Genomic DNA, 24964 nt, shown 5'->3' with positions numbered 1-24964 from the left:
GCTACAGCTTTTTTAGCTACTGGCTTTTTAGCTGCTGCTTTTTTAGCCACTGGCTTTTTAGCTGCTGCTTTTTTTGCTACTGGTTTTTTTGCTGCAGCTGGTTTCTTAGCTGCTGCTTTCTTTGCAGCTGGTTTCTTAGCTGCTGGTTTTTTTGCTGCTGTTGCCATTTTGTTTCTCCTTCACGTGATGGAAAAAATCAAGCTTCTAGGTTTGAAACTCTCCCGCACCATCGCGATGGTTTGGGCGAATTATTCATCGGCACAAGCGTACTTGTTGCTTGCGCTAATGAATTCGGCTCCAGCTGAACTGCTGCATCCCCTCACTTATGCAGCACTTCAGCCTTGCTTGGCTATGCGTCTATCGTAGCAATGCTACCGCTATAGCCAAAAAAAACGCCAGCGCATACGCCGGCATTGGAATACTGTTTCAGAAAAAGCAAACCTTTTTTAAAGAAAAAAACCGCCGCACCTGACTGAATCAAGTGTTGCGGTTTGAGCAGATGAGATCGTATAGGTCTTCTACTGTTCATTAAATTTGGTTGTTGCCTTTCCTGTTTTTACGCAGTCTTTGTAATTCCTGTTTGAGCGACTGCATCTTTGGAACTACTCTTTTTGCTGCTTATTTCGCGTTGCTCAAGGCAACGCGATTTTTAATTATTTATTCCCAGTTGAGCGCGCCACCAGTTTGGTACTCGATGACTCGGGTCTCGAAAAAGTTGCGCTCCTTTTTCAGATCGATCATCTCGCTCATCCATGGGAATGGATTTTCTTCTTGTTCAAACATCGGCTCCAAACCGATTTGTTGTGCGCGACGATTTGCAATGAATCTCAAATAGCCTTTGAACATCGGTGCGTTAAGACCAAGCACTCCACGCGGCATTGTATCCTCTGCGTAACGATATTCCAACTCTACTGCGCGTAAAAACAACGTTTTAATCTCTTCACGGAATTGCGGCGTCCACAAATGCGGATTTTCGAGCTTGATCGTGTTGATCAAATCGATGCCGAAGTTGCAGTGCATGGACTCATCACGCAGGATGTATTGATACTGCTCTGCAGCACCCATCATCTTGTTTTGACGACCCAGCGCGAGGATTTGCGCGAAGCCGACATAGAAGAAAAGACCTTCCATCAGGCAGGCAAACACGATGAGCGAGCGCAGCAATTTCTGATCATTCTCAGTCGTGCCGGTCTTGAATTCAGGATCGGTCAGCGTCTCAATGAATGGAATCAGGAACTGATCCTTGTCGCGGATCGACTCGACTTCATTGTAGGCATTGAAGATTTCGCCTTCGTCCAGACCCAGCGATTCAACGATGTATTGATAGGCGTGGGTGTGGATCGCCTCTTCAAATGCCTGGCGCAACAGGTACTGGCGGCATTCCGGCGCCGTAATGTGGCGGTAGGTACCGAGCACGATATTGTTGGCGGCCAGCGAATCGGCGGTCACGAAAAAGCCCAGGTTGCGCTTTACCAGACGACGCTCGTCATCGGTCAGGCCGTTCGGGTTTTTCCACAATTCAATATCACGCTGCATATTGATCTCTTGCGGCATCCAGTGGTTGGCGCAACCAGCCAGGTATTTATCCCAGGCCCATTTGTATTTGAACGGCACCAGCTGGTTCACGTCAGTCTGGCCATTGATGACGCGCTTGTCGGCGGCATCCATACGACGGGTCGGATCAACTGCGGCAGCGTCTTTCGCTACCAGGGCAGGATCCAGTGCCACATCTTGTGTTTGCAGCCGTTGTGCAGCTGCATCACGTACTTGCTGCAAAGCCGGTTGCAATGCTGGCGCAGGTGCTGCCGGTTTTACTTCTTCATCCCAACTTAGCATGACTTATTTCCTTATTCGTATTCTGCGGGTGTATTGACACCGTCTTACAGAACAAAGGCACTTTATCCTTTGTCTGCTTTCTTTCCATCTAGTTCAATCCGGCGCTGCCTGCCTATCTTGCTGTCGGCTGCGCAGCGCCGTTTATCCTGCTTATTTAGTGTCCGTTGACTGCCCGGCTACTCATTATTGGCAGGCTTCGCATTCCTCGAATCCTGCATCACCAGGACGCAACATGCAAGCCGGACCGTCGGTTTCTGCCGTAGCTTGCGCTGCCGAAGACGGGGCGCCGGAATCAACCGCATTCAGTGCACCGGTTTTCGAAGTCGATTTTTCGGTATGCGTTGCACCCATGGTACGCAGGTAGTAAGTGGTTTTCAGGCCACGCAACCATGCCAGTTTGTAGGTATCGTCGAGTTTTTTACCCGAAGCGCCGGCCATATAGATATTCAGTGATTGCGCCTGATCGATCCATTTTTGGCGACGCGATGCCGCTTCCACCAGCCATTTAGGCTCAACTTCAAATGCTGTTGAGTAAATGTCACGCAGGTCTTGCGGGATGCGGTCGATCTTGGCCAGGCTGCCGTCAAAGTATTTGAGGTCGGAAATCATGACTTCATCCCACAAACCGCGTGCTTTCAAATCACGGACCAGATATTCATTGATTTCGGTGAATTCGCCGGACAGGTTCGATTTGACGTACAGGTTTTGGTAAGTCGGTTCGATACAAGCCGAAACGCCGATGATGTTCGAGATGGTCGCGGTCGGTGCAATCGCAACGCAGTTCGAGTTACGCATACCGTATTGCTTGATGCGTTCACGCAACGGTGTCCAGTCCAGGGTTTCTGTCAGGTCGGCTTCCAGGTAACCGCCGCGCTCTTCCTGCAGCAGTTTCAGCGAATCTTGCGGCAGGATGCCACGATCCCACAAGGAACCACGGTAAGAGCTGTAACGACCACGTTCTTCAGCCAGTTCGGTCGAAGCATAGTAAGCGTAGTAGCAGACGGCTTCCATCGAACGATCGGCAAACTGTACCGCTTCATCCGAAGCGTAAGGAATGCGCATCATGTGGAGGCAATCCTGGAAACCCATGATGCCGAGGCCGACCGGACGGTGGCGCAGGTTGGAATCACGTGCTTTTTTGACTGCGTAGTAGTTGATGTCGATCACGTTATCCAGCATGCGCATCGCGGTACGTACCGTTTTTTGCAGCTTGACGTGATCCAGCTGGCCGTCTTTCATATGGGCCGGCATATTGACCGAACCCAGGTTGCAGACTGCGATTTCCGAATCGTTGGTGTTCAGTGTGATCTCGGTGCACAGGTTCGAGCTGTGAACCACGCCCACGTGTTGCTGTGGCGAACGGATGTTGCAAGGATCCTTGAATGTGATCCATGGATGGCCGGTTTCGAACAGCATCGACAGCATTTTGCGCCACAGGTCCAGTGCCTGGACTTTCTTGAACAGCTTCAATTCACCGCGTGCTGCCTTGGCTTCGTAACCGGTGTAAGCCGCTTCGAACGCTTTGCCGACTTTGTCGTGCAGGTCTGGTGCATCGGATGGCGAGAACAGGGTCCATTCGCCTTTTTCCATGACGCGCTTCATGAACAGGTCAGGGATCCAGTTAGCGGTATTCATGTCATGCGTACGACGGCGGTCATCGCCGGTGTTTTTACGCAGGTCGAGGAATTCCTCGATATCCATGTGCCAGGTTTCCAGATAAGCGCAGACTGCGCCCTTGCGTTTGCCGCCCTGGTTAACCGCCACAGCGGTGTCGTTAACTACTTTCAGGAAAGGAACCACGCCTTGCGAACGGCCGTTGGTGCCTTTGATATGTGCGCCCAGCGAACGAACCGGGGTCCAGTCATTGCCCAGGCCGCCGGCGTATTTCGCCAGCAATGCGTTTTCCTTGATCGCTTCGTAGATACCATCGAGGTCATCCGCCACCGTGGTCAGGTAGCACGACGACAGCTGTGAACGCTGGGTGCCGGAATTGAACAGGGTTGGAGTCGAGCTCATGAAGTCGAAGCTGGACAGCAGGTTGTAAAACTCGATGGCGCGTTCTTCGCGGTTGATTTCGTTCAGTGCCAGGCCCATCGCTACGCGCATATAGAAGGCTTGCGGCATTTCGATACGGGTATCACGGATGTGCAGGAAGTAACGGTCATACAGGGTTTGCAGGCCGAGGTAACCGAATTGCAGGTCGCGCTCAGGAACCAGTGCATCGCCCAGTTTTTTCAGGTCGAACTGGCCCAGTTTGGCATCCAGCAATTCTGCTTCGATACCTTTTTTGATGAATTTCGGGAAGTATTCCAGGTACTGCTCAGGGGCATCGGCTTGCGCCACTTCCTGGCCAAATACTTCTTTACGAATTGTGTGCATCAGCAAACGCGCGGTGACCGTGCTGTAAGCAGGGTCTTTTTCCATCAGCGCGCGCGCTGCCAGGATGGCCGACTTGTGCAATTCTTCAACCGGTACACCGTCGTACAGGTTTTTAACTGTTTCATGCAGGATGGCTTCGGCATCAACGTGTTTTTCCAGGCCGATGCATGCGGCGCTGATCAAGTCACGGACTTGGTTCATATCCAGCGGACGACGCTGACCGTCTTCCGTTACGTGCAATTGATTGCTTTCAGCGACTGGCTTGGCGGCTTGCTGCTGCGCACGCTCTTCCATCCGCTTGGCGCGATACAACACGTAAGCACGCGCCACATCGTGTTCGCCGGAACGCATCAAAGCCAATTCAACCTGATCCTGGATATCTTCAATATGGAAGGTGCCACCGGCCGGCTGGCGACGCACCAGGGCGTTGACGACATTCGAAGTCAGTTGCTCAACCAGTTCACGCACGCGTGCCGATGCTGCGCCCTGGCCGCCGTTAACAGCCAAAAACGCTTTAGTCACAGCGATGGAAATCTTCGATGGCTCGAAACCAACTACCGCGCCATTACGACGAATAATGCGATGTTCGCCCAGACCAACGGTCTGTGTATTGGAGGTCGACGGTGCAACCGCGAGGGACGCGATGTTGCCAATTTCTGTCGGTGACTTGGCTGAAATTTCTTGCGTAGAGAGCATTACGACTCCTTCAATAGGGATTGCTGGCAATATTGCCGTACTTTTTTTAAGAGAGAAAACCGGCTACCGCCGGTTTCACGAAATTGTTTTTCCTGGATGACAGCCGCGGAACCAAACCAAAGCCGCAGCCAAGAACGCAGAGATCTACGTTGAACGCCCATGCCGACATTGTTTTACTTATATATGGCATCTGCCCAGAGCCCTTACTTCATATGAATTAACAAATTGCTTGAAGGTGCATCTACCTGAACAAACTTAAGGCGGGACCGAAAACTCACTACATCTAGTGCGAAAATCACGATCTGCACTAATTCTAGTGCGTGAAACTCGAGGATGCAATCAATTTTTCAGCAGTTTCAGATATATTTTTTTATAAGAATATATGGGATTGCATAGCTGCATTTTTTACATTAAGCGGAAAGCCAAATCTGGTGCGGCCTCGCCTATATTTGCCTGTTTTTGCTGCACACGATAGCGCGCCTGATATTCGGCCCAATCGAAAAATGGACCCGGATCCGTTTTGCGGCCGGGTGCAATATCTTCGTGCCCGGTTACATGCATCAGCGGATAAGCTGCTTTCAGCGCCACCGTCAAAGCCGCCAGTGCGGTGTACTGTGCATCCGCAAAAGCGTCAAAATCGGTACCTTCCAGTTCAATGCCGATCGAAAAATCATTGCAACGCTCTTGTCCGCAAAAGGACGAAACGCCGGCATGCCAGGCCCGGTCATGGGCCGAGACGAACTGCAGCACCGTACCATCGCGCCGGATCAGGAAATGCGCAGAAACGCGCAAAGGCCGCAACTGATCAAAATACGGGTCGGCATCATAATCCAATTTGTTCAGGAACAGGTCAGCAATATACGGACCACCAAACTGCGATGGTGGCAAACTGATGTTATGTATCACCAGTAAGGCAATTTCTGTTCCTTCTGCCCGTGCGTCAAAATTGGGCGAAGGCACATGCTGCGCACCGACGGCCCATCCAGCGGCGTCGATTTGAAACTGTGACGATGGTTGGCCCAAAGCCTTATTCCGGTGCATTGATGTCCAGCCGCTGCATCCGATAACGCAGCTGGCGGAAGCTGATGCCGAGTAATTCGGCAGCCTGGGTCCGATTGAACTGGGTTTTGCTCAAGGCGCGGCGGATGATTTCGCGCTCCACATCATCCAGGTGGTCGGGCAGCGAACCGGGTAAATCATTAATCGCTGCCAACGGCTTGGCATCCGCTGCGGCGACGGGTGGTTCGGAGATTGCCGTCGATTCAGCTGTTTCTGCCACAGCAACGACTTTCGGCGTATGCGCAGCTTTCAATACCAGGTCCGTCACCTCGATCACGCCATCATTGGCAAAGGCCAGCGCGCGCTCCAGTATATTTTCCAGTTCGCGCACATTGCCGGGGAAGGAATAAGCAAGCAAAGCTTCCAGCGCCGTCGGCGTCAATTTCGCCTGCCCGGCATCCAGGCGGGTCAGGATCGCCCTGCCCAACAAGGCAACATCATCGAGGCGCTCGCGCAAAGGCGGCAGATTCAACTCGATCACATTCAGGCGGTAATACAAATCCTGGCGGAAGGTGCCGCGCCCAACGCAATCGTGCAGGTTTTGATGCGTCGCACTAATAATACGGACATCGACCGGTTCTTCCGCCGTCGCCCCCACTTTACGCACCCGGCGCTCCTGGATCGCGCGCAGCAGTTTGACCTGCATTGCCAGCGGCAGGTCCGCCACCTCGTCCAGCAGCAGGGTGCCACCATTGGCAGCCTGGAAGAATCCATCACGGTCATCCACCGCACCGGTAAACGCACCTTTACGGTAACCAAAGAATTCGGCTTCCATCAGCGCTTCCGGAATTGCGCCGCAATTGACGGCTACAAATGGTTTGTCGCTGCGCGCGCTCTGTGCATGGATATCACGGGCGGCCAATTCCTTGCCGCTGCCCGATTCACCGCTGATGGCGACCGGAGCCATGCTGCGCGCCAGGCGGGCAATTTGCGCACGCAAGGCCAGCATCGCTTCCGATTGCCCCATCAGGCGCAAGGCCGGCGGCACCGCCACTTTGGTACTCGGCTGCTCATCAGCCTGGCTGATGCGCAAAGCGGAACGCACCATGACACGTAACTGTTCCAGCCCTACCGGCTTCGACAAATAATCGAAGGCACCGGCTTTCAGGGCAACCACCGCATTGTCGGCACTGCCAAAAGCGGTAATCACGGCCACCGGGGTATTTTTGTATTGCGAGGTAATTTCCTGCACCAACTCTATGCCCAAGCCGTCCGGCAAACGCATATCGGTCAGTACCAATGCATATTCATGTTGTTTCAGATAATCGCGGGCGACTGCCAGATTCTGCGCACTGTCGATATCTAGGCCCATTTTGACGAGTGTAATTTCCAGCAACTCGCGCAGGTCCGCCTCATCATCGACGATAAGAATACGAGGAGAAGTCATGATGCGCAGCTTGTACGGTTGGAGGACATTTAAACAGCTTCGTTAGTGGCAAAAGTAATCACAAAGCGGCCGGATGGCGAACCGTGTTCATCATCCTTCCGGTATTCATAGTTCAGCATCGCGCCATTATTCAGGCACAGCTCGCGCGCCAGGTACAGGCCGAGGCCGGTACCCTTGTTCGACGTCGTATAAAACGGTTCAAACAAATGGGCCCGTACCGCCGAGCTAATCTGCACCCCGTCGTCCTGCACGTGCAATTCCAGCCGATGCCCGGGCATCGCCACTATATATACACGTATGCTGGCGGGGGCTCCACTGGCGTAGCGTAACGCATTTGTCAGCAAGTTCAAGACGATTTCGCGCAAATGCAACGGATCGAAACGGACTTTATATGGCTTCATATCCGCCACCGCGATCATGCCATCCTTGATCTCATGTATTTCACTTAATTCGCTCAGGAGATCATCGAACAGCAGGCTGAGGCACAGCGGTTCATGGTACTGGTGCGCCTTGCGCGACAACTTCAGGATGTCTTCGATCATCCGGTTCAGGCGCGCCACATTGTCACTGATGATGGCAAGCAGGCGCTGCTGGCCGGCGCTGAGCTCATCTTCTTTTAATAGCGAGGTCGCATGACCGATCGCCGACAGGGGATTGCGCACCTCGTGCGCAATGCTGGCAGTGAGCCGGCCCATCGATGCCAGCTTCAGTTGTTGTGCCTGGTTTTCAATTTCAGTCACATCCTGCAGGAAAATCACGACCCGGTCTTCCAGTACGCCATCGGCATCGACCCGCGCAAAGCGCAGTTTTAAATGCGTCATCAATTCGCGCCGACCGCCCATGATCGTGCTGCCACCCTGTAATGTATTTTCTTCGGTGTGTTTGATAAAAACAAAAGTCGGCGTTTGTTGCTGTGTATGTGGCTGGGTCGGTACGCGCAAACCGGAACGTGCGCCCCATGCGGAATACGCCGCAGCTATCGGCGCCAGCCACACCATATCGGATAACTTGCCGTAATCGCCTTCATGCGGGAACGACAGGCCCAGCATCCGGGCCGCCGCCGGATTACTCGTGAGGACACGTCCTTTGCGATCTACCACCAGGATGCCGTCTTCCATATCCGCAATGACCAGGCGATTAATTGCCTGCTGCACATGCAGGGCACGACCGCGGCCGCGCGCCAGCGTTTCCTGTTTGATCAGGCGGGCCGCAAGCCGGTTGATTGCAAAGATAATGATGAAGAACGCCGCGCAATACAAACCCACTTGTGACGATGAAATATCGGCATTTTCATTCAGCAGCTGGTAACCGTTTTCCGCCAGCAGTAACAGCGTCACGGCGGACACGAAGAATAGCGCCAGCACCAGCGGCGCCAGGATGGCACCACCGGCCAGCGGGAACAGGTAGAGGATGGCAAGGCCGCTCTTGATACCGCCCGCCGTCAGGTACAGCAGGGTGATACCGGCAATATCGACAGCTACCTGGACCACTACCTGCAACAGGAAGCGCCGCCGCCAATATAAGGACAAGACGACGAACAACAGCGCCAGCACCAGATAAACGATGCAGGCACTCCAGAAATTATCCTTGTGCTGCCACAACTTGGTGGCGCCCATGCCGAAGTAAGCGAGCAAGACGCCGGCTATCAGCGTGCGGGTCAGGGCAAAAGCCTGCAAGGTCCGCCAGAAGGTATCGCGTGTATCCGCCAACACCGGTTTGGTTTGCGTCATGTATCAGTGCGCCACGTGCTGACGGCGATGTTCATCGCTGCAAAATACCCGATCGGAACCATCCCGCACCGCCTCGGATGCGGGGAAATGTGTACCGCAATGGGCGCAACTCAGCATCGCTTCAATCTCACGCGTGGACGCTGCTGAAGCCTTGGCTTTTGGTGCTTCGGCCTTATTCGCTTTCTTGCTGCGCAGCATCCAGATCACTGCGACGATCACACCAGCCCACAACAAGAACTTCATGCAAGGCTCCGGTGCAAGATCACTTCAAACACGAAGCGGCTGCCGACATAGGCCAGGAACAAGGTGGTGAAACCGGTCAGGGTAAAACTGAGCGCCGTCTTGCCGCGCCAGCCGCGCCATCTGCGCCCTGCCAGCAAGACACCGAACAGGATCCACGACAGCATGGTGAAGATGGTTTTATGTTCCCACTTGAAGGCCTTGCCAAATAACTCTTCGGAAAACACGACACCCGACAACACGGTCAGGGTCAACAGGAAGAAACCGATACCGATCAGGCGGAACAGCAATTTTTCCATCGTCAGCAGGGCCGGCAATCTGTCGATCGCCAACGCAAACCAGCCGGTCTTTTGTACGCTCAGGCGGGTATGCAGCTTGGATTCCTGCAAGGCCATCAGGACCGCGTGGAAAGCGGCAATCGTCAAAGTGCTGTAGGCCAGCATCGCAATCGCGATATGCCAGGGGAACAAGGCGGACTTGCCATCGAGCGGAATCATACTGCCGGGGAATACGGTCGGCAGCAATACCCCGACTGCGGCACAGGGCAAGACCAGGATGCGCAAACCATCAAGGCTGAAATTTCGGTTTTCCAGCCAGTAAACCGCGACCGAAATCCATAAGGCGCCGGACAACATGATGGCAAACCCCATGCGCAAGGCGCCATGGCCAATGACATCGACCCATAGCGCAGCGCCGTGCAACAGCCAGCCGATCAGGGTGCCGGTTGAAATTGCCGTGCGTTGCTTAGCCGGCAAGAATGCGCAAGCTGCGTAAAACAATGCAGCCAAGACAAAGAAGTATGTGTACATCGCTTAAGTTTACACCATGTAAGGCCTGCGCCCGGTCGCTACCAGCGGCAGGCCGCCGCTTTTGCAGGATCGTCGGCAGCACCTTTGTGTCTGCGGCGAAATTGCTCCCGTGACATTACCATTAGCCGGGCCAAAACGCTTATACAAGATGCATTTGCACGATAAAAATTTGCCCGGCTGCGGCGGCGCACACTATATAGATAGCAACGCTGCAACTATCTCAGCCATCCCGGCGCATCCGGCGGTGCATCGGTTAAAATGAGGCTAGTCGCCGCAGCAGGCCGAAGTTTGTTTTCGCCGCTGTCGCCTGTTGCATCACCTTTGACTCATACCAGCCACTATCCATGCTCGACAATCTTACCCAACGCTTAGCCAAAGCCGTCAAAACCATGCGCGGAGAAGCGCGCCTGACGGAAACCAATACTGCAGAAATGCTGCGCGAAGTCCGTCTGGCCCTGCTCGAGGCCGACGTTGCCCTGCCCGCCGTGCGCGAATTCATCAGCCGCGTCAAGGAAAAAGCGATGGGCGAAGATGTCGTCGGCTCGCTGACGCCGGGCCAGGCACTGGTCGGCGTGGTCCAGCGCGAACTGGCTGCGATCATGGGTGCCGATCTCGGCCCGGAAGCGTCGCAACTTAATTTCGCGACCCAGCCGCCGGCGATCATCCTGATGGCGGGTCTGCAAGGCGCAGGTAAAACCACTACCGTCGGTAAGCTGGCCAAATACCTGCGCGAGCAAAAAAAGAAAAAAGTCCTGACCGTTTCCGCCGACGTCTATCGTCCGGCTGCAATCGGTCAATTGGAAACCGTCACCGCCCAGGTCGGCGCCGACTTTTTCCCGTCGCAAGCGACTGACAAGCCGGTCGACATTGCACTGGCCGCGCTGGACTATGCAAAACGCCATTACCACGATGTACTGATCATCGATACCGCCGGTCGCCTCGGCATCGACGAAGCGATGATGCAGGAAATCAAGGCCCTGCATGCGGCAGTCAAACCGATCGAAACCCTGTTCGTAGTCGATGCGATGCTGGGCCAGGATGCGATCAATACCGCCAAAGCCTTTAGCGATGCACTGCCACTGACCGGTATCGTACTGACCAAACTGGACGGTGATTCACGCGGCGGTGCCGCGCTGTCGGTACGCCACATCACCGGCAAACCGATCAAATTCGCCGGTGTCGCGGAAAAACTCGATGGCCTGGAAGCCTTCGATCCGGCCCGTATGGCCGATCGTATCCTCGGTATGGGCGACATCCTGGCGCTGGTGGAAGAAGCGCGCAAGGGCGTCGACATGGAAGCGGCGCAGGGCCTGGCCAATAAGATCAAGGTCGGCGGCAAATTCGATTTGAACGACTTCAAATCGCAATTGGCACAAATGAAGAAAATGGGCGGCATGTCCAACCTGATGGATAAGCTGCCGGCGCAGCTGCAACAAGCCGCCGCCGGTGCCAATATGGGCATGGCCGACAAACAGGTGGTTCGCATGGAAGGCATTATCAATTCGATGACACCGCAAGAACGCGCAAAACCGGAATTGATCAAGGCTTCGCGCAAGCGCCGCATCGCTACCGGTGCCGGCGTCCAGGTACAGGAGGTCAACCGGATGCTGGCGCAATTCGATCAAATGCAAACCATGATGAAGAAGCTCAAGGGCGGCAATATGATGAAAATGATGCGCGGCATGAAGGGTATGCTGCCCGGCATGCGCTGATTTTGTCCCTGTTCATGGAGAAAGCCCGGCTCGCGAGACCGGGCTTTTTCTTATTCTGCCGACCTGACCGCCCTGACTTTTCAGTAGCACGCACAAAAACCGGGCGGATTCGCCACCGTTTTCCAGCCGTCGGCGCTGCAAAAATCCGCCGTTTTTTTGACGCATGAACAGATGAAAAAACTGCGCCGCCGAATCGAATAAACCATTCGCGCTTCCAGCCTTGCGCCATACGTGGCTTGCAGCCTACAAATACAGAGGGAAACGCATAAAAAACACTTGCGTAGCAAGAAAAACCACACCACTATTGACGGTGCGTGAATTGGCGCAATTTCCCAACACAATGTGAAGGAGGTTTGAAGATGGCAACAGCCAAAAAACCAGCGGCCACTAAACCGGCCGCCAAGAAACCAGCTGCGAAAAAACCCGTAGCGAAAAAAGCAGCACCAGCAAAAAAAGCAGCGCCGGCCAAGAAAGCCGCTCCTGCTAAAAAAGTAGCTGCTAAAAAACCAGCAGCGAAAAAAGTTGCAGCGAAAAAGCCAGCGACCGCACGCAAGCCTAACGCCGCATTCATGAAACCAGTAACACCGTCCGCAGTTCTGGCCGCTGTTATCGGTGCATCGCCAGCTCCACGCACTGAAGTAACGAAAAAAGTGTGGGAATACATCAAGAAGTTCAAGCTGCAAAATGAAGCCAACAAACGCATGATCGATGCGGATGAAAAGCTGAAAGCTGTTTTTGGCGGCAAAAAACAAGTGTCCATGTTTGAGATGACCAAACTCATCTCGGGTCACCTGAAATAATTTTGTCTCTGTGCCAAACATAAACGCCCGCATCGCGCGGGCGTTTTTGTATCTGCTGTCCGGCTATCGCTAGTCGCTTACTTGTGCTCCGGACCCCGTTCCGCGACGACACTGCTGACCGGTTCGCGCTGATGCTCCCATTTCTTCCACGCCGCCAGCACAGCATTCGGATATTCCGGACGCCCGCGGCTGCCGTTATAGCGGCCTAAAGCCAGGTACAAATCGCCCCGCTCCATATCCAGGTACATGCGCAGGATGGAGCAGCCGAAACGCAAATTGGTTTGCATATGGAAAAGCTTGCTGCGATCACCGTCCCCTATCACGCGCGTCCAGAAGGGCATTACTTGCATATAGCCATGCGCACCGACCGGTGACACCGCATATTTACGGAAGGCCGACTCTACCTGGATCAAACCCAGCACCAAAGCCGGATCAAGACCGGCACGGCGCGCTTCATACCAGGTAGTACGCAGGAATTCGATACGCAACTGGCGGTCCGGCAGCTTCTTGTACAGGCGATCCGACATCTCGCCCAGCCAGTGCAGATACTCGAGGCGTTCATCGATGCCGGCAAACTGCGGGATCGGCGGCCGTGGATCGGTAATCGCACGCGACAAGGCGATACGCACCGCATCGGCCATTGCTTCTTCTTTCTGGTTACCTGCGTTTGCAGCACCAGCCAACACGACGAATAAACCGGCGCAGACCAGCCCGGACAGATAACGACCGGATGCCGACCGTAGTCGCGCAGGAGCAGCGCATACGGAACCGGCGACCTGGTCACTGCTCAAGTCCCGCCCTCCCGTATGCATGCTGGCCTGACGCATCGCCCTGGACTCAGTTGGCCAGCTTGGCCTGGATGAAGCCCGGCATTTCTTCCAGCGCGACCGGCGTGGCCGCTGCATCCCGACGCCCCTGGTATTCCAGCTTGCCTTCTTTCAGGCCACGGTCACCGACCACGATGCGATGCGGTACACCGATCAATTCCCAATCCGCAAACATCGCGCCCGGACGCTCGCCCCTGTCGTCGAGGATGACATCCACGCCGGCGGCCTGTAGTGCCGCATACAGCTTGTCGGTCTCTGCCTTGACGGCTTCGCTGCGGTCATAACCCATAGGGCACAGGACCACTTCAAATGGTGCCAGTGCGGTCGGCCAGATGATGCCCTTGTCGTCAAAGTTTTGCTCAATCGCAGCACCCAGGATACGCGTCACACCGATGCCGTAGCAACCCATCTGGATCAGTTGCGGCTTGCCGTTTTCATCAAGGTAAGTCGCCTTCATCGATTCCGAATAAGCGGTGCCCAGCTGGAATACGTGGCCGACTTCAATGCCGCGCTGAATCGCCAGCGTGCCCTTGCCGTCCGGCGAAGGATCGCCTTCGACCACATTGCGGATATCGAACACTTGCGCTTCCGGCAAATCACGTCCCCAGTTCACACCTGTAAAGTGGAAGTCGACCTCATTCGCACCGCAGACAAAGTCATGCATATTGGCAACGGTACGATCGACTACTACATTGACTGGTTTCTTGGTATTGATAGGACCGAGATAACCCGGTGGCGTACCAAACCATTCGACGATTTCCGCTTCGCTGGCGAAACGGTAACCGGCGATGCCCGGGATTTTTGCCGCTTTGACTTCATTCAATTCATGGTCACCGCGCAGGAGCAACAGCCAGACTTGCTTGCTGGTGACGCCCTTGTCTTCTTTCTCCACCGTCAATACGATGGATTTCACGGTTTGCGCCAACGGCAGGTTCAGCAAAGCTGCCACGTCTTCGCACTTGGCCTTGCCCGGCGTTGCGGTCTTGGCCAGGGCCTGGGTCGGCGCCGCGCGCACGCTGCTCAGCGGCAGCGCTTCCGCCGCTTCCATATTGGCCGCGTAATCGGAGTTCGGGCAGTACACCAGCGCATCTTCACCGGTATCGGCGATCACGTGGAATTCATGCGAACCGGAGCCGCCTATCGCGCCATTGTCAGCTGCCACCGCACGGAATTGCAGGCCAAAGCGGTTGAAAATCTTGACGTAGGCGTCGAACATGATTTGATACGATTTTTTCAGGCCATCGATATCACGGTCGAAAGAATAAGCGTCTTTCATCGTGAATTCGCGGCCGCGCATCAGGCCGAAGCGCGGACGGCGCTCATCGCGGAATTTGGTCTGGATATGGTAAAAATTGATAGGCAACTGGCGATAGGACTTGATTTCGGTCCGCACCACATCGGTCACGACTTCTTCCGAAGTCGGCTGGATCGCAAATTCGCGGCCGTGCCGGTCCTTGACGCGCATCAGTTCGGCGCCCATTTTGTCCCAGCGGCCGGTTTCCTGCCACAGCTCGGCCGGTTGTACTAATGGCATCAGGAGCTCGATGGCATGGGCATTGTTCATTTCCTCCCGGATAATCGCTTCCACCTTGCGGATCACACGCAAACCCATGGGCATATAGGTATAAATACCGGAACCGATGCGCTTGATCATGCCGGCGCGCATCATCAGCTTATGGCTGACGATTTCGGCGTCGGAAGGAGCTTCTTTGAGAGTGGAAATGAAAAAACGGGATGCGCGCATGACGATGAATTCTTTTTAAAAAGAGAGAGGGTTATAATCAACTCAATTTTAAAGGATTAGCTGGCTGATGCACCCACTCTTCGTACAATTGATTGCACTCTCCGTTGTTCGCGCGTCATTGCGCGGGCCGACGGTATAAGGCCGTACAGGTGACGATGTTCGATTGAGGGTCCGTTAGCCGCAGAAAGTTTTGAGGTACAACATGCTGGACCGTGAAGGCTTTCGCCCTAACGTCGGCATCATTCTGATCAACACCAGGAATGAAGTATGGTGGGGCAAGCGGGTGCGCGAGCATTCGTGGCAATTCCCCCAGGGCGGCATTAAATTCGGCGAAACCCCCGAACAGGCGATGTACCGCGAGCTGGAAGAAGAAGTCGGCTTGCGGGCGGAGCATGTCAAAATCATCGGGCGTACGCGCGACTGGCTGCGCTATGAAGTGCCGGATCATTTCATCAAGCGGGAAATCCGCGGTCATTACAAGGGCCAGAAGCAGATCTGGTTCCTGCTGCGCATGGTTGGTCGTGATTGCGATGTCAACCTGCGCATGACCGAACACCCGGAATTCGACGCCTGGCGCTGGCATGATTACTGGGTACCGCTGGATGTCGTGATCGAATTCAAACGGGATGTCTACCAACGCGCGCTGCAGGAATTGTCACGCTTCCTGTCGCGCCCGACGCAGCACGTCCCGCCGCAACACAATACGGCCCGTTACCTGCGCCAGACGCATACATCGCGCAAACCTGACGAACCATCTACCGAAAAGACCAAACCTGACAATGAATAAGTCTTTCTTCTCCTTGCACGCATTGCCGCAAACCCTGCTGGCCCTGGCGCTGTTGGCAGCCACACAAATTTCCGTGGCGCAACAACTGGAATACAACAAAAATTTCGAAGAAGCCGAGGCGAAAAACTGGGAAGAGCTTGAGGTGCCGCCACCACCGGCCCCCAAGCCTGAAAACCTGCAGCCTTTCTATGTCGGACCAACCACCACCCAGACGTTTGCAATTGACACCAAGTCGCTGGCGATAGGCAAGGATGGCGTCATCCGTTACACGCTGGTCGCGGTCAGCCAGGGTGGTGCCAAAAACATCAGTTATGAAGGCATACGCTGCGCCACCTTCGAAAAGAAAATCTATGCCTTGGGACGTGAAGATGGCACATGGGCGCCGTCACGCCGCAACCAATGGGAATTGATCGTGCGCAGCAAGGTGAACCGCCAGCATGCGGCACTGGCGCAGGATTACTTTTGCAGTAACCTGACGATAGTCGGGAATGAAAAAGAGATGCTGGACCGGATGAAGTATCGCAAGACGCTCACAGACGAGCTGTTGCGGGAATAAAAAAACGGGCGCGCTAGCGCCCGTTTTTTATTGCAGGATCAATTACAGCAAGACCAGATTGTCCCGGTGGATCAATTCCGGCTCTTCGACAAAGCCGAGTATCGCAGCGATGTCCGCCGAAGGTTTGCGCATGATGCGACGAGCATCCGAACTTGCATAATTACTGATGCCACGCGCCACCGCACGACCACCCTGGTCGATACAGGTAATTACATCACCGCGACCGAAACTGCCGCTCACATCGGTCACACCGATAGGCAATAGCGATTTGCCTTCAGCCGTCAACTTTTGCACCGCACCGTTATCCAGCACTACCGCCCCTGCCGTTTGCAGGTGATCGGCCATCCATTGTTTGCGCGCGGTCAATTGTGCCGTCTGCGCGGTCAGCTGTGTACCGATCGCTTCACCGCTGGCCAGGCGTGTCAGCACATTATCTTCCCGCCCCCAGGCAATCACCGTATGCGCACCGGAGAGCGCAGCACGTTTAGCCGCCAGGATCTTGGTCAACATGCCGCCACGTCCGAGGCTGCTGCCGGCACCGCCGGCCATGGCTTCCAGCGTCAGGTCGCCGGCCTTGGCTTCATGGATAAATACCGCGTTCGGGTCTTTGCGCGGATCGGCACTGAACAGGCCACGCTGGTCGGTCAGGATAATCAGTGCATCGGCTTCTATCAGGTTGGCAACCAGCGCACCTAGCGTGTCATTGTCGCCGAACTTGATTTCGTCGGTTACCACCGTGTCATTTTCATTGATGATGGGTACGACCCCGAGGCGCAGCAGCGTAAACAAGGTGGAGCGTGCGTTCAGGTAGCGTTCACGATCGGCCAGGTCGGCATGCGTCAGCAGGATCTGCGCAGTGCGCAAATCGTGTTGGCGAAAACTGGTTTCGTAGATCTGCGCCAGCCCCATCTGGCCGACTGCTGCACAAGCCTGCAATTCATGGATGCCTACCGGACGCTTGTCGAAACCAAGGCGTTGCATGCCTTCGACGATTGCACCGGAACTGACCAGCACGACTTCCTTGCCGAGTGCCCGCAGTTGCGCGATTTGTGCCGCCCATTTCTGGATGGCATTGGCATCCAGGCCCTTACCGTCATTGGTGACGAGTGAAGAACCGACTTTGATGATGACGCGTTTGGCTTCTTGAATGACGGAGTCCATGCTTTTAACCCGGCTCTGTTTTAGTTTTGATGTACCTGAACGGTGGGATGCCGGATTGTCGATCAACGACAATCCGTTACAGCTTTTTAATCGATGATCTTGAAACGCGGGTCATCCGGGTCGATGGAATCGATGCCCCGTGCTTCTTCCACCATTTGCGGTGTTTCTTCGGTACGTTGTTCAGCCTGGCGCTGCACCGCGATGTACTCATAGATCTCGGTGACGAGGTCGGAACAACCTTCACGCGTCAATGCCGAAATTTCAAATACCGGGCCTTTCCAGCCGAAGCGCTTGATGAAGTCTTTCACGCGTTTTTTGCGTTCTTCTTCCGGCACCATATCCAGCTTGTTCAAGACCAGCCAGCGCGGCTTGTCGAACAAGGCTTCATCGTACTTCTTCAATTCCTTGACGATGGCCTTCGCTTCCTTGACCGGATCGACATTATCGAACGGTGCGAGGTCGACGATATGCAGCAGCAAACGCGTGCGTTGCAAATGGCGCAGGAACTGGATACCCAGGCCGGCACCGTCGGACGCGCCTTCGATCAAGCCAGGAATATCGGCAATCACGAAACTCTTTTCGTGGCTGACACGCACTACACCCAGGTTTGGGTGCAGCGTAGTAAACGGATAATCTGCAATCTTCGGACGCGCATTCGAAACCGCCGAAATAAAGGTCGATTTACCTGCATTCGGCATCCCGAGCAAACCGATATCGGCGAGCACTTTCAGCTCCAGCCGCAGTTCGCGTCGTTCACCTTCCTTGCCTTCGGATTTTTGCCGCGGCGCACGATTGGTCGATGATTTGAAATGGATATTGCCCCAGCCGCCTTCGCCGCCCTTGGCAATCAATATTTCCTGGCCATGTTCGGTCAAATCGGCGATCAGTTCGCCGTCGTTATTATCGATAATCAGGGTACCGACCGGCATGCGCAATTTGATATCGTCCGCGCCCTTGCCGTAGCAATCGGCACCGCGACCGTTTTCGCCGTCCTTGGCCTTGTGCATTTTGGCAAAGCGGAAATCAACCAGCGTGTTGATATTGCGGTCTGCTACCGCATAAATGCTGCCGCCTTTTCCGCCGTCGCCGCCATCCGGACCACCGAACGGCCTGAATTTTTCACGACAAAAGGATGCGACGCCGTTGCCGCCATCGCCAGCAATGACTTCGATTTTTGCTTCGTCGATAAACTTCATAATATTTTGCCGCCATAAAACTAAAAAGGCTCTACCTGGGGCAGAGCCTTTCGATTGAAGGCTTTCGCCTTACCTTGCGTGCTTAAATGAATTAAGCAGGTACTACAGTGACGTAGTGGCGTTGCAACGCGCCTTTGGTAACAAATGCAACTTTACCGTCAGTCAGCGCGAACAAGGTGTGATCCTTGCCGATGCCGACGTTTTCGCCCGGATGCATTTTGGTACCACGTTGGCGAACAATGATGCCGCCTGCGTTGATAGCCTGACCACCGTAAACTTTAACGCCCAGTCGTTTTGACTCTGAGTCACGACCATTTCGCGTAGTGCCGCCGCCTTTTTTATGTGCCATTTCTGACTCCTTGTATCTGGTTAGTCCGAGTCAGCGGCTTAGCCGTTGATCGAAACGATCTGCAATTCGGTGTAATTTTGGCGATGGCCTTGGTGCTTCTGGTAGTGCTTACGGCGACGCATCTTGAAAATCTTGACCTTGTCGTGACGACCATGGGAGACAACCGTAGCAAGGACCGTAGCACCAGCGACCAGTGGAGCACCAAACTTAATGGTTTCTCCGGCGCCCAATGCGAGCACCTGATCTAAGGTGATTTCGGATCCAATGTCTGCCGGTATCTGTTCTACTTTGAATTTTTCACCAGCGACAACTTTATATTGTTTGCCACCGGTTTTTATGACCGCGTACATGTGAAACCTCATCAAATGATTAAAGGACTTTTTCTCTTCAATCCGCCTGCGACAACGCAGATGGAATCGGGAAAACCCCCAATTATACATGGACTTAGGAACTCGGTCAAAGCCTGTATTCACATGTAAAACCCCTCGAAGCAAGCTTCCATCAGCTTCGTGGCGGACAAGCAACGTTTCTGCCCGCTGTCGTCGTATAATCACGCAATTACCTTACGTATATATGTATATATATACCTACATACGCACTTGCATAGTTGTGCAAATACAAACACTTATTGATCAGGCTTAACTTGGTTTCCGCTTCCGCACCCTCCGCTCAAAACCTGCTTATACAACCCATCGCAGCTGATTTGCATGCAGTCGATACCGTGATCCGCCAGAAGCTGCACTCTGAAGTAGCACTGGTCAATCAAATCGCCGACTACATTATCAGCGCCGGCGGCAAACGCATACGCCCGGTACTGGTCTTGCTGATGGCCAATGCCTACGGCTATCGCGGCAGCGACCACCACCAGTTGGCTGCTGTGGTGGAGTTTATCCATACAGCAACATTGCTGCACGATGACGTGGTCGATGAATCCTCGCTGCGCCGCGGCCGCAAAACCGCCAATGCCCTGTTCGGCAATGCCGCTTCGGTGCTGGTCGGCGACTTCCTGTATTCGCGTGCGTTCCAGATGATGGTCTCGGTTGGTGACATCCGCATCATGCAAATCCTGGCCGATGCGACCAATGTGATCGCGGAAGGCGAAGTACTGCAGTTGTTAAATATGCATGACCCTGATGTATCGGAAGAACGCTACACGCAGGTAATACGCTCGAAAACAGCCAAACTGTTTGAAGCCGCAGCCCAGCTCGGCACCCTGATCGCCGGCGCATCCGACGATGAAATCGAAGCCGCGGCAGAATACGGCCGCTCGCTCGGCACCGCTTTCCAATTAATAGACGACGTCCTCGATTACTCCGGCCAGGCTGACGATATCGGCAAAAATGTCGGCGACGACTTGCGCGAAGGCAAGGCAACACTGCCACTGATCTATCTGATGGAACATGGCACGCCGGAACAAAGGGAACTGGTACGTAGCTGCATAGAGAATGGCGACGAACAGCATTTCGACGCGGTACTACAGGCAGTCACTACCTCCGGTGCACTGGATTACACCAAACGCAAAGCGGAAGAAGCGTCGGCTCGTGCCACCGCCTCTATCGCCGGCCTGCCGGACAATGCATACAAGGATGCGCTGCTCAAACTCAGCACCTTCGCGGTCAACCGCAATCACTAAGGCGGCACACTACAATTTTGCGGCGCACCAATCCGCCGATTATCCGGCTAAATTCTTGGCCACCTGCCCAACTGTTAACACGCTTAAAACACAGCCCGTAAAGCGGGCTGTGACAGGCGTTGCATTTTTTGCGTGAAAAGTAACATTTCCCGCAGGATATCTTTACAAAACAGGTGCCTAGAGGCATTATCTAACGCACCTCTTGATGCTCCTGGCGTAAATTCATGGCTGCAGTCCTTCCTAGTTCAGCATCAAATAATGCAATGCCTGGCCTCGCCCGCGCACTCTTGCAAGCAGGGCAGTTGACGCAACAGCAAGCCGACACCATTTGCAAACAAGCGGCCAACGAAAAAAGCCCGTTTATCGACATGCTGCTAAAAAGCGAAGTGATCGATTCCGGCAAACTCGCTGCCTTTTGCTCTGAAACCTTTGGCTATCCATTACTGGATCTGGCAGCCTTTAATACCAGCCTGCTACCCGAAAAAATCATCGATGCGAAGCTGATGCAAAGCCAGCACGTGATCGCACTGGGTAAACGCGGCAATAAAGTCTCAATCGCGATCTCGGATCCGACCAATTCGCAAGCGCTGGATCAAATCAAATTCCAGGCGCAGCTGGCGGTCGAACCCATCATTGTCGACCACCTGACGCTACTCAAGATCATAGAAAAGCTGGGCCAAAGTGCCGAGCAAGGCCTGAACGAACTCATAGGCGATGACCTCGATATCGATTTTATCGAAGAAGAACTGGCTGCTCCGGTCGATGGCGGTACCGCCGATATCGACGATGCACCTATCGTCAAATTCCTGCAAAAAATCCTGGTCGATGCGATCAACCTGGGCGCATCCGATTTGCACTTCGAACCGTTTGAAAAGTTTTACCGCATCCGCTTCCGCGTCGATGGCGTCCTGCGCGATATTGCGCAGCCACCTCTGGCGATCAAGGAAAAACTGGCGTCGCGCATCAAAGTCATCTCCAAACTCGACATCTCGGAAAAACGCGTGCCGCAAGACGGCCGCATGAAGCTGGTGATGTCCAAGACCCGCTCCATCGATTTCCGCGTCAGCACCTTGCCCACCCTGTTCGGCGAAAAAATCGTCATGCGTATCCTCGACGGTTCGCAGGCGCAGATGGGGATCGAAGCGCTGGGTTACGATCCGGATCAAAAGGAAACGCTGCTCAATGCGATCCAGCGCCCTTACGGCATGGTGCTGGTGACCGGCCCGACCGGCTCCGGCAAAACCGTTTCGCTCTACACCTGCCTCAACATCCTGAACAAGCCCGGCATCAATATCTCGACAGCAGAAGACCCTGCCGAGATCAACCTGCCGGGCGTGAACCAGGTCAACGTCAATGACCGTGCCGGCCTGACTTTCCCGGTCGCGCTGAAAGCATTCCTGCGGCAGGATCCGGACATCATCATGGTGGGTGAGATCCGCGACCTGGAAACCGCCGACATCGCGATCAAAGCGGCACAAACCGGCCATATGGTGTTCTCCACCCTGCACACCAACGATGCGCCAGCCACTCTGACGCGCCTGATGAATATGGGCGTGGCGCCGTTCAATATCGCATCGTCCGTGATCCTGATCACCGCACAACGCCTGGCACGTCGCCTCTGCTCCTGCAAGCAAACCACGGTGATCCCGGATGAGGCGCTGCTGGAAGCCGGCTTTAGCGAAGAGGACCTGGACGGCACCTGGCTACCTTACAAACCGGTCGGTTGCGAACGTTGCAGCGGCAGTGGCTATAAGGGCCGCGTCGGCATTTATCAAATCATGCCGATCAGCGAAGAAATCGAAGGCATCATCCTGAACCACGGCACCTCGATGGAAATCGAGGCGCAAGCCAAGAAAGACGGCGTGCGTACCCTGCGTGAATCAGGCTTGGTGAAGGTCAAACTGGGACTGACCAGCCTGGAAGAAATTCTCGGTTGCACAAACGAATAACAAAGAGGTCTATGCATGGCAACATCCGCACGTAAGGTCGGAAGCGCAACACTTCCCAAGGAGTCCATATTTGCATGGGAAGGCAAGGACAAATCCGGCAAGATCGTGCGCGGCGAATTACGCGCCGGCGGCGAATCGGTAGTCAGCGCCACACTGCGTCGCCAGGGTGTACTGGTCACCAAAGTCAAAAAGAAAACCTATCGCAGCGGCAAAAAAGTCTCTGATAAAGACATCACCTTGTTTACGCGCCAACTGGCCACCATGATGAAGGCCGGTGTGCCGCTGCTGCAATCCTTCGACATCGTCGCCAAGGGCAATGACAATCCTTCCGTCTCCAAGCTGGTGCAGGACATACGCTCCGATGTCGAAACCGGTACCAGCCTGAACCAGGCCTTCCGCAAATTCCCGCTCTACTTCGATCCCTTGTTCTGCAATCTGGTCGGTGCCGGTGAACAAGCGGGTATCCTGGAAGACTTGCTGACCCGGCTCGCGATCTACAAGGAAAAAACCCTCGCCATCAAGGCCAAGATCAAGTCTGCGATGTTTTACCCGATCTCGATCCTGGCCGTAGCCTTCATCGTGACCGCTGTCATCATGATCTGGGTGGTCCCCGCTTTCAAGGAAGTGTTCAAGAGCTTTGGTGCCGACTTGCCGGCACCGACGCTGATGGTCATGGCCATATCTGATTTTATGGTCGCCAACTGGTACATCATTTTCGGCCTGCTGTTCGGCGGCCTTTACCTGTTTTTCCAGTCATGGAAGCGCTCAATCAAGATGCAACGCTCGATGGACAAGCTGCTGCTCAAGCTGCCCATCTTCGGCGCTGTCATCCGCAAGGCAACCATCGCCCGCTGGACCCGCACCCTGGCCACCATGTTCGCCGCCGGTGTGCCGCTGGTCGAATCGCTGGACTCAGTCGGCGGTGCGTCCGGTAATGCAGTTTATCTGGACGCCACCAAGCGCATACAAACCGAAGTCAGCACCGGTGTCAGCCTGACGGTCGCGATGCAAAACTCCGACGTCTTCCCGAATATGGTGACGCAGATGGTATCCATCGGCGAGGAATCGGGCTCCCTCGACAATATGCTCGGCAAGGTCGCCGACTTCTATGAAGATGAAGTAGACGAAGCTGTCGCTTCGCTTTCCAGCCTGATGGAACCATTGATTATGGTGATCCTGGGTGTATTGATCGGCGGCCTGGTGATTGCGATGTACCTGCCTATTTTCAAATTGGGTTCTGTGGTCTGATGATGGATTTACTGTGGTCTGCCCCTGCGGGCAGCGTATTACCTGCCATCGTCGCGGGCGTATTGGGCTTATTGATAGGCAGCTTCCTCAACGTCGTGATCCACCGCATCCCGAAAATGATGCAGCGCGAATCGGACAATTACGTCGCCAGTGAAAGCGGCCAGCCGCTGCCGCACGAAGACCGCTACAACCTGCTCGTGCCGCGTTCGGCTTGCCCGCAATGCGGCCATCAAATCAGTGCATTGCAAAACATTCCTGTCATCAGCTATGTCGCAATAGGCGGTAAATGCGTGGCTTGCAAAACGCCGATCTCGATACGCTATCCCGTCATCGAATTACTGAGCGGCCTGTTATCGGCCTTCCTGGTCTGGCACTTCGGTAGTGGCTGGCTGGGCTTGAGTACCCTGCTCTTCACCTATTTGCTGATCGCGCTGACCTTCATCGATGCCGACACGCAATTGCTGCCGGACGACCTCACGCTGTCACTGCTATGGTTGGGCCTGCTGATTAATTTAAACGCAACCTTTGTCCCACTACACGAAGCCGTGATTGGCGCCGCCGCCGGCTACCTCAGTCTGTGGTCAATATATTGGCTGTTCAAACTGCTGACCGGCAAGGAAGGCATGGGCTATGGCGACTTCAAACTGCTGGCGGCACTCGGTGCCTGGCTCGGCTGGAAGATGCTGCCGGTCATCATTCTCCTGTCTTCGCTGGTCGGCGCGGTGGTCGGCATCGCCCTCATCGTGCTGGCGAAACGCGGACGTGACATCCCGATTCCGTTCGGCCCCTACCTTGCAGCGGCAGGCCTGATCGCTTTGGTGTACGGTAAGTCTTTGGCAGAAACCTATCTGGGCTTTTATTAAGCA

The 24964-nt window shown here is 54.6% G+C and carries 22 protein-coding genes; 9 read left to right on the top strand and 13 right to left on the bottom strand.

All coding sequences use genetic code 11. The features are described 5' to 3' along the window. Positions 1 to 366, top strand: a 366-nt coding sequence (locus ACFQPC_RS15600) for a hypothetical protein (RefSeq protein WP_382272766.1), incomplete at its 5' end; no start/stop codon positions are given. 291 nt (positions 367 to 657) lie between these two features. On the opposite strand, the gene ACFQPC_RS15595 is transcribed toward ACFQPC_RS15600, so the two are convergent. The 7 genes from ACFQPC_RS15595 to ACFQPC_RS15565 all read right to left on the bottom strand — a co-directional run bounded on the left by ACFQPC_RS15595 (position 658) and on the right by ACFQPC_RS15565 (position 10136). Next, positions 658 to 1836 carry a ribonucleotide-diphosphate reductase subunit beta gene (locus tag ACFQPC_RS15595; RefSeq protein ID WP_012080827.1) on the bottom strand — a complete coding sequence of 393 codons (1179 nt, stop codon included), beginning with the start codon at positions 1834 to 1836 and terminating at the stop codon, positions 658 to 660. A gap of 183 nt (positions 1837 to 2019) precedes the next feature. Further along, positions 2020 to 4911, bottom strand: coding sequence for a ribonucleoside-diphosphate reductase subunit alpha (locus tag ACFQPC_RS15590; RefSeq protein WP_382272765.1), 2892 nt, complete (start codon positions 4909 to 4911; stop codon positions 2020 to 2022). Positions 4912 to 5316: 405 nt separating this feature from the next. Further along, positions 5317 to 5952, bottom strand: coding sequence for a 1,6-anhydro-N-acetylmuramyl-L-alanine amidase AmpD (gene ampD / locus ACFQPC_RS15585; protein WP_382272764.1), 636 nt, complete (start codon positions 5950 to 5952; stop codon positions 5317 to 5319). Beyond that, the gene (locus ACFQPC_RS15580) at positions 5939 to 7357 is read right to left on the bottom strand and encodes a sigma-54-dependent transcriptional regulator (protein WP_382272763.1); all 1419 of its coding nucleotides are present in this window, start codon (positions 7355 to 7357) and stop codon (positions 5939 to 5941) included. Before ACFQPC_RS15580 ends, ampD begins: the two co-directional genes overlap by 14 nt. A 29-nt stretch (positions 7358 to 7386) precedes the next feature. Next, on the bottom strand, positions 7387 to 9087 hold the full coding sequence (locus tag ACFQPC_RS15575; protein ID WP_382272762.1) for a sensor histidine kinase: 1701 nt from the start codon (positions 9085 to 9087) through the stop codon (positions 7387 to 7389). 3 nt (positions 9088 to 9090) lie between these two features. Beyond that, positions 9091 to 9330 (bottom strand): PP0621 family protein, encoded by a 240-nt coding sequence (locus ACFQPC_RS15570; protein WP_382272761.1) that lies wholly within the window; start codon positions 9328 to 9330, stop codon positions 9091 to 9093. Further along, complete coding sequence (locus tag ACFQPC_RS15565) at positions 9327 to 10136, bottom strand: cytochrome C assembly family protein (RefSeq protein WP_012080833.1); 810 nt, start codon at positions 10134 to 10136, stop codon at positions 9327 to 9329. The genes ACFQPC_RS15570 and ACFQPC_RS15565 overlap by 4 nt, the downstream gene beginning before the upstream one ends. 344 nt (positions 10137 to 10480) lie before the next feature. Between ACFQPC_RS15565 and ffh the strand changes: the two genes are divergently transcribed. Both ffh and ACFQPC_RS15555 read left to right on the top strand, forming a co-directional pair. Then, positions 10481 to 11848, top strand: a complete 1368-nt coding sequence (gene ffh / locus ACFQPC_RS15560) for a signal recognition particle protein (protein ID WP_382272760.1) — start codon at positions 10481 to 10483, stop codon at positions 11846 to 11848. 359 nt (positions 11849 to 12207) lie between these two features. Then, a complete protein-coding gene (locus tag ACFQPC_RS15555) occupies positions 12208 to 12648 on the top strand; it encodes an SWIB/MDM2 domain-containing protein (RefSeq protein WP_012080835.1) in 441 nt (146 codons plus the stop codon). Between the two features lie 77 nt (positions 12649 to 12725). On the opposite strand, the gene ACFQPC_RS15550 is transcribed toward ACFQPC_RS15555, so the two are convergent. Both ACFQPC_RS15550 and ACFQPC_RS15545 read right to left on the bottom strand, forming a co-directional pair. Beyond that, complete coding sequence (locus ACFQPC_RS15550) at positions 12726 to 13367, bottom strand: lytic transglycosylase domain-containing protein (RefSeq protein WP_382272961.1); 642 nt, start codon at positions 13365 to 13367, stop codon at positions 12726 to 12728. A gap of 118 nt (positions 13368 to 13485) precedes the next feature. Beyond that, on the bottom strand, positions 13486 to 15219 hold the full coding sequence (locus ACFQPC_RS15545) for a proline--tRNA ligase (protein ID WP_382272759.1): 1734 nt from the start codon (positions 15217 to 15219) through the stop codon (positions 13486 to 13488). Between the two features lie 202 nt (positions 15220 to 15421). Here ACFQPC_RS15545 and ACFQPC_RS15540 point away from each other — a divergent pair, with 202 nt between their 5' ends. Both ACFQPC_RS15540 and ACFQPC_RS15535 read left to right on the top strand, forming a co-directional pair. Continuing rightward, positions 15422 to 16006 carry an RNA pyrophosphohydrolase gene (locus tag ACFQPC_RS15540; protein WP_382272758.1) on the top strand — a complete coding sequence of 195 codons (585 nt, stop codon included), beginning with the start codon at positions 15422 to 15424 and terminating at the stop codon, positions 16004 to 16006. After that, positions 15999 to 16562, top strand: coding sequence for a CNP1-like family protein (locus ACFQPC_RS15535; protein WP_382272757.1), 564 nt, complete (start codon positions 15999 to 16001; stop codon positions 16560 to 16562). Before ACFQPC_RS15540 ends, ACFQPC_RS15535 begins: the two co-directional genes overlap by 8 nt. 42 nt (positions 16563 to 16604) lie before the next feature. Here ACFQPC_RS15535 and proB read toward each other — a convergent pair whose 3' ends face one another. The 4 genes from proB to rplU form a co-directional block, all read right to left on the bottom strand. After that, on the bottom strand, positions 16605 to 17723 hold the full coding sequence (proB, locus tag ACFQPC_RS15530; RefSeq protein WP_382272756.1) for a glutamate 5-kinase: 1119 nt from the start codon (positions 17721 to 17723) through the stop codon (positions 16605 to 16607). 86 nt (positions 17724 to 17809) lie between these two features. Beyond that, entirely contained in the window at positions 17810 to 18919 is a 1110-nt protein-coding gene (cgtA, locus tag ACFQPC_RS15525) for an Obg family GTPase CgtA (RefSeq protein ID WP_382272755.1), read from the bottom strand. Positions 18920 to 19010: 91 nt separating this feature from the next. Continuing rightward, positions 19011 to 19268 (bottom strand): 50S ribosomal protein L27, encoded by a 258-nt coding sequence (gene rpmA, locus ACFQPC_RS15520; RefSeq protein ID WP_012080842.1) that lies wholly within the window; start codon positions 19266 to 19268, stop codon positions 19011 to 19013. A gap of 38 nt (positions 19269 to 19306) precedes the next feature. Then, positions 19307 to 19618: a 50S ribosomal protein L21 gene (gene rplU, locus ACFQPC_RS15515; protein WP_012080843.1), complete on the bottom strand. Its 312-nt coding sequence runs from the start codon at positions 19616 to 19618 to the stop codon at positions 19307 to 19309. Between the two features lie 332 nt (positions 19619 to 19950). Here rplU and ispB point away from each other — a divergent pair, with 332 nt between their 5' ends. The 4 genes from ispB to ACFQPC_RS15495 all read left to right on the top strand — a co-directional run bounded on the left by ispB (position 19951) and on the right by ACFQPC_RS15495 (position 24961). After that, positions 19951 to 20901: an octaprenyl diphosphate synthase gene (gene ispB / locus ACFQPC_RS15510; protein WP_382272960.1), complete on the top strand. Its 951-nt coding sequence runs from the start codon at positions 19951 to 19953 to the stop codon at positions 20899 to 20901. Between the two features lie 224 nt (positions 20902 to 21125). Further along, entirely contained in the window at positions 21126 to 22850 is a 1725-nt protein-coding gene (pilB, locus tag ACFQPC_RS15505) for a type IV-A pilus assembly ATPase PilB (protein ID WP_382272754.1), read from the top strand. 15 nt (positions 22851 to 22865) lie between these two features. Beyond that, positions 22866 to 24098: a type II secretion system F family protein gene (locus tag ACFQPC_RS15500; RefSeq protein ID WP_382272753.1), complete on the top strand. Its 1233-nt coding sequence runs from the start codon at positions 22866 to 22868 to the stop codon at positions 24096 to 24098. A 2-nt stretch (positions 24099 to 24100) separates the two neighbouring features. After that, positions 24101 to 24961 (top strand): prepilin peptidase, encoded by an 861-nt coding sequence (locus ACFQPC_RS15495; protein ID WP_382272959.1) that lies wholly within the window; start codon positions 24101 to 24103, stop codon positions 24959 to 24961. Positions 24962 to 24964: the final 3 nt, after the last annotated feature.

Origin of the sequence: Herminiimonas glaciei (assembly GCF_042664955.1) — a bacterium.
In the GTDB taxonomy this organism is placed as follows: Bacteria; Pseudomonadota; Gammaproteobacteria; order Burkholderiales; family Burkholderiaceae_D; genus Oxalicibacterium; species Oxalicibacterium glaciei.
Note: the sequence above shows the minus strand (reverse complement) of the source record. Positions and strands in the feature narration are given on the sequence as shown.